Source organism: Rhodoferax sp. ZS1R8 (genome assembly GCF_056521325.1).
The window spans coordinates 1-3,641 of record NZ_JBWMBA010000017.1; the positions used below are offsets into that span (position 1 = coordinate 1).

The 3,641-nt window shown below is 56.0% G+C and carries 4 protein-coding genes; 1 reads left to right on the top strand and 3 read right to left on the bottom strand.

The genetic code is table 11. From position 1 onward, the window contains the following. On the bottom strand, positions 1–569 hold a 569-nt coding region (locus AC097P_RS23195), incomplete at its 3' end, for an HAD-IA family hydrolase (RefSeq protein ID WP_479612805.1). Positions 570–609: 40 nt separating this feature from the next. Continuing rightward, positions 610–2,019: a transposase gene (locus AC097P_RS23200; RefSeq protein WP_479612806.1), complete on the bottom strand. Its 1,410-nt coding sequence runs from the start codon at positions 2,017–2,019 to the stop codon at positions 610–612. Positions 2,020–2,132: 113 nt separating this feature from the next. On the opposite strand from AC097P_RS23200, the gene AC097P_RS23205 reads away from it, so the two are divergent. Next, a complete protein-coding gene (locus AC097P_RS23205; RefSeq protein ID WP_479612807.1) occupies positions 2,133–2,477 on the top strand; it encodes a DUF6788 family protein in 345 nt (114 codons plus the stop codon). A gap of 369 nt (positions 2,478–2,846) precedes the next feature. Here the strand turns inward: AC097P_RS23205 and kynA are convergent. Beyond that, positions 2,847–3,641 (bottom strand): tryptophan 2,3-dioxygenase (gene kynA, locus AC097P_RS23210; protein ID WP_479612808.1); only part of this gene is annotated, 795 nt, incomplete at its 5' end.

Genomic DNA, 3,641 nt, shown 5'->3' on the forward strand with positions numbered 1-3,641 from the left:
TGAACAAGGACACCGTGAAGACCAGCGGCTCTCGCTGCTTGGACGTTCTCATTAAGGTCATCGAAAAAGAGGAACTTAACGGCCGGGATACTTGTCAGAACACAAATGCGGTCGAAGGCAGCCCGCTCGGGCTTCCGTAGCCCCAGTTGATGCGATGCGAATATGCGATCGAAGGCGCCGACAACCTTGGGGAACAGCTCGCTCCACCTGGCCATGTGTGACGCATTTGTGTTTGTGAATGCGTAACAAGGGAGCATACCCCGCACGGACTCAATAAGCTCCCGGGTTCGCAGGATCTCGCCAACGAAGATGGCGTTCCATCCTTGTTCAATTTGCTCAGAACTTGCAGTCAATTGCAACGATGTAGCCAGGTATGCGAAATATTCCTTTGAGGTGATCTCGCCGCGCTCGTGGCGCGCGTATTGCTCGTCATGCTTGAAAGTGTTTCGTAGAACATCAGGGTCCAAAGCCGAATATGGTTTCCAGGCGGCAATGGCGCGGCTAAAGTCGATGTCCAAGAGGACACCACCAAGATCGAAGAGCAAGGCTTCTGCAGTGGGTAAGTGCATAGATGGTGATACTGGACAGTGCTTAGTTTTCTCCCGCAGCTCACGCCGCCATCCGGTCCTCGACAGAGGGCGGGTCATTTTTGCAGTATTTGGCCATGATTTTCGTGAGGTCAGGAGCCAAAGTGGGAACCGTTAAAAATAGTGGCAGGCTGGAGCGCAGAGCATGCGCGACGATGAGCTCAGAGGGCGGCATCGCCGGATTCATGGTGCGCAGCCAACTGCGAAAGCAGCGCCAAACCTCGGCGGTGTGATTGAAGGACAGATGCTGCAGCAAGCCCTGCGCGATACAGCCAAGCTGCACGTAGACGTGGTAGGCGCGCAGCTTGCGCCGAATCGCAGTCCGATAGGCATCGGTCTGCTTGTGCAAATACTGATCGCCACCGCCGCGACGCAAAGGCTTCATATCCATCATCCAGAAATGATAGCCATAAGCACCGATGACATGAACGGCCTGGCGAAACCCCAGTTCAATCTTGAAGCGGTAGCCGTAGAGCTGAAGAATCTCCAAGGCAGCCATGGAGACATCGGTGCACAGCAGAAAGATGGTGCCGCGCACCGGATGCTTAACAATGCAAAAACGCACGACGCGCCCAACTGGTTTCCACAGCACATCCAGCACCCGAAATCGAACCACAACATCACGCTCGCCGTAGACCGGACTGGGCGCGCTGGTAAAAGCGTTATCGTCCTGGGCCATCTCTTTGAGGCGAACCTTCTCGCCATAGATTCGAGGTCGTCCTTTACCTCGACTTTCAACCTGTGGCACTGCCCGGTACGCCACCGCATTGGTCTTGACTCGCGTAATCAGATGATGCCCGTTGTCCAAAAGGGGGTTGATGACTTTGCCACTGGCGTAGTAGGCATCGGCCACCAGCACGACCGGCCTGTTCCAGACACGCGTAATGGAAAACAGCAGCGCCACCAACTTGTCCAGCAAGGTCTTTGAATCCCGATTGGAGAACACCAGACCCTCGTGAATGCGCGAAGTCAGCGGAATCGCTGCCACCAAGCCAGCAGCACAGTGGACCAGAAGAGAGATGGCCTGCAGCGAATGGCCCATGATGTACTCTGGCTTGGTATTGCTGGCTGACTGCTGGTGTAAATACTTCACGCCAGGCATGCGTTTGCCCTCCTTGGGAGCTTTGATGCCATCGGCTATGCAAACCAGGCGCTGTCCGACCTGAAGCGGGCGAAACAGCACAAGGCACAGGCGCACCCAGCAGGCGGTCAAGACATTGAGGTCCAGGGCCTTGCTGTGAAAGAGATGAAGAAGCCGGTGATAGGCCTCACCGCGCAAGTTCAATACCCGAACAAAGCTGGTGACCCCGGCGTTGTCAGAGCGACAACACAGCCCCATCAAGACAAGAATCATCCACACAAAAGTCAATGAGCGGTGGCAGGCCGGGCTCAGGGCGCGAACCGCCGACAGCCATTGGGTCCATAGCTTCATGACGGTGTCTCCTGGAGATGGTTGTTGTCGTTCACCTGTATACCGATAGCATTATCATGCTATCGGCTATAAAACGCTACACTTTCGATACTGAAACAAACCGGATTTTTGCGATGGACACCCGCCGAGAAGCAACGCTGCAACGACAAATTGAGAAGATCAAATGCGACCTGGCGGCCCTTGGGGATCTACGCCCTGGAAGCCTCTCTACCCAGTACAACGTTTGTGGCTCACCAGGGTGCCGGTGCAAGGCCACGCCACCAATAAAGCATGGACCCTACTACCAGGTCAGCTACACCCGAAAGGGCAAGAGCAGCAGCAAGTTTGTGAAGAAGGAAGATTTACCGACCGTGCGCAAGCAGCTCAAGAACTACGAGCGCATGAAGCTCTTGATGGAGAAGTGGATCGACTTGGCAACAGAATTGTCAACCTTGCGATTGATCAAAGACACCGGCTGAACGATGGCGAGAACTTAGCACTGTCCAGGTGATAGGCAAGGTTGTATTTAACTTCCGTTTTCACGGGCGATCGGGGAGCCGCTCATTGTGTGGAACAGAAATCGGGAATTGGGAGGGGGATGCCGAAAGTGTGCCGCAATTTCGCTCCGCTGAACTCTATCAGCTCAGTTCGTGATAGTGGTCATTCGACAGTGACTGCAGTTGGCCCAAACCAGCGCTTGCCTCCCGAGATACCGGATGCCTCCATTCACCGGTCTGGCGGACCACCTGCCGAATGGAGCGGTGATAGAAGACGCCCTGCTCCTGCTAGTTGCTGCCAAATTAATAGCTTACAAATCAATAGCGGCGGGGGCTATAGGCGTATTTTGCTTACAGTTCCGTCCGCAGCGACCATATTTCCGGGAACAGCACCACATCCAGCATCTTGCGCAGGTAACTCACACCACCTGTGCCACCCGTGCCGCGCTTGAAGCCTATGACACGTTCCACGGTGGTCACATGGCGGAAGCGCCAGAGGCGGAAGGCGTCTTCCAGGTCGGTCAACTCCTCGCCCAGTTGGTACAGGTCCCAGTGCGCCTTTGGGTCGCGGTAGACCTGCAGCCAAGCCTGCTCGACTTCCTTGTTGGCGGCATACGGTTGTGACCAGTCGCGCTGGGTATGTGTTGCGGGCACGGCAATTCCGCGGCGGGCTAGCAGGCGCAGCGCTTCGTCATACAGCGATGGCGCCACATACGCGGCTTGCACCAGCGCCAGGCGATCGGGCGCGTGGGCGTGAGGTTGCAGCATGGCGGCGTTTTTGTTGCCCAACGCGAATTCGATACAACGGTACTGAAAGCTCTGGAAGCCGCTGCTCTGGCCCAGGTAGGGCCGCATGGCGGAATACTCGGGCGGTGTCATCGTGGCCAGCACGTCCCAGGCGTGGACGAGCTGCTCCATGATTTTGCTGACACGTGCCAGCATCTTGAAGGCGGCGCCCAATTCATCGTTGGCAATGTTGTGGATGGCAGCGGTCAGCTCGTGCAGCATCAGCTTCATCCACAACTCGCTGGTCTGGTGCTGGATGATGAACAACATCTCGTCGTGCGCGGGTGAGAGCGGTTTTTGCGCTGACAAAATGGTGTCGATGTTCAGGTAGTCGCCATAACTCATGCTTTTGCTGAAGTC

Bases quoted from the DNA above. Each gene is read 5' to 3' on its own strand.
- AC097P_RS23205 (WP_479612807.1), top strand. From the start codon at position 2,133: ATGGACACCCGCCGAGAAGCAACGCTGCAACGACAAATTGAGAAGATC.
- AC097P_RS23200 (WP_479612806.1), bottom strand. From the start codon at position 2,019: ATGAAGCTATGGACCCAATGGCTGTCGGCGGTTCGCGCCCTGAGCCCG.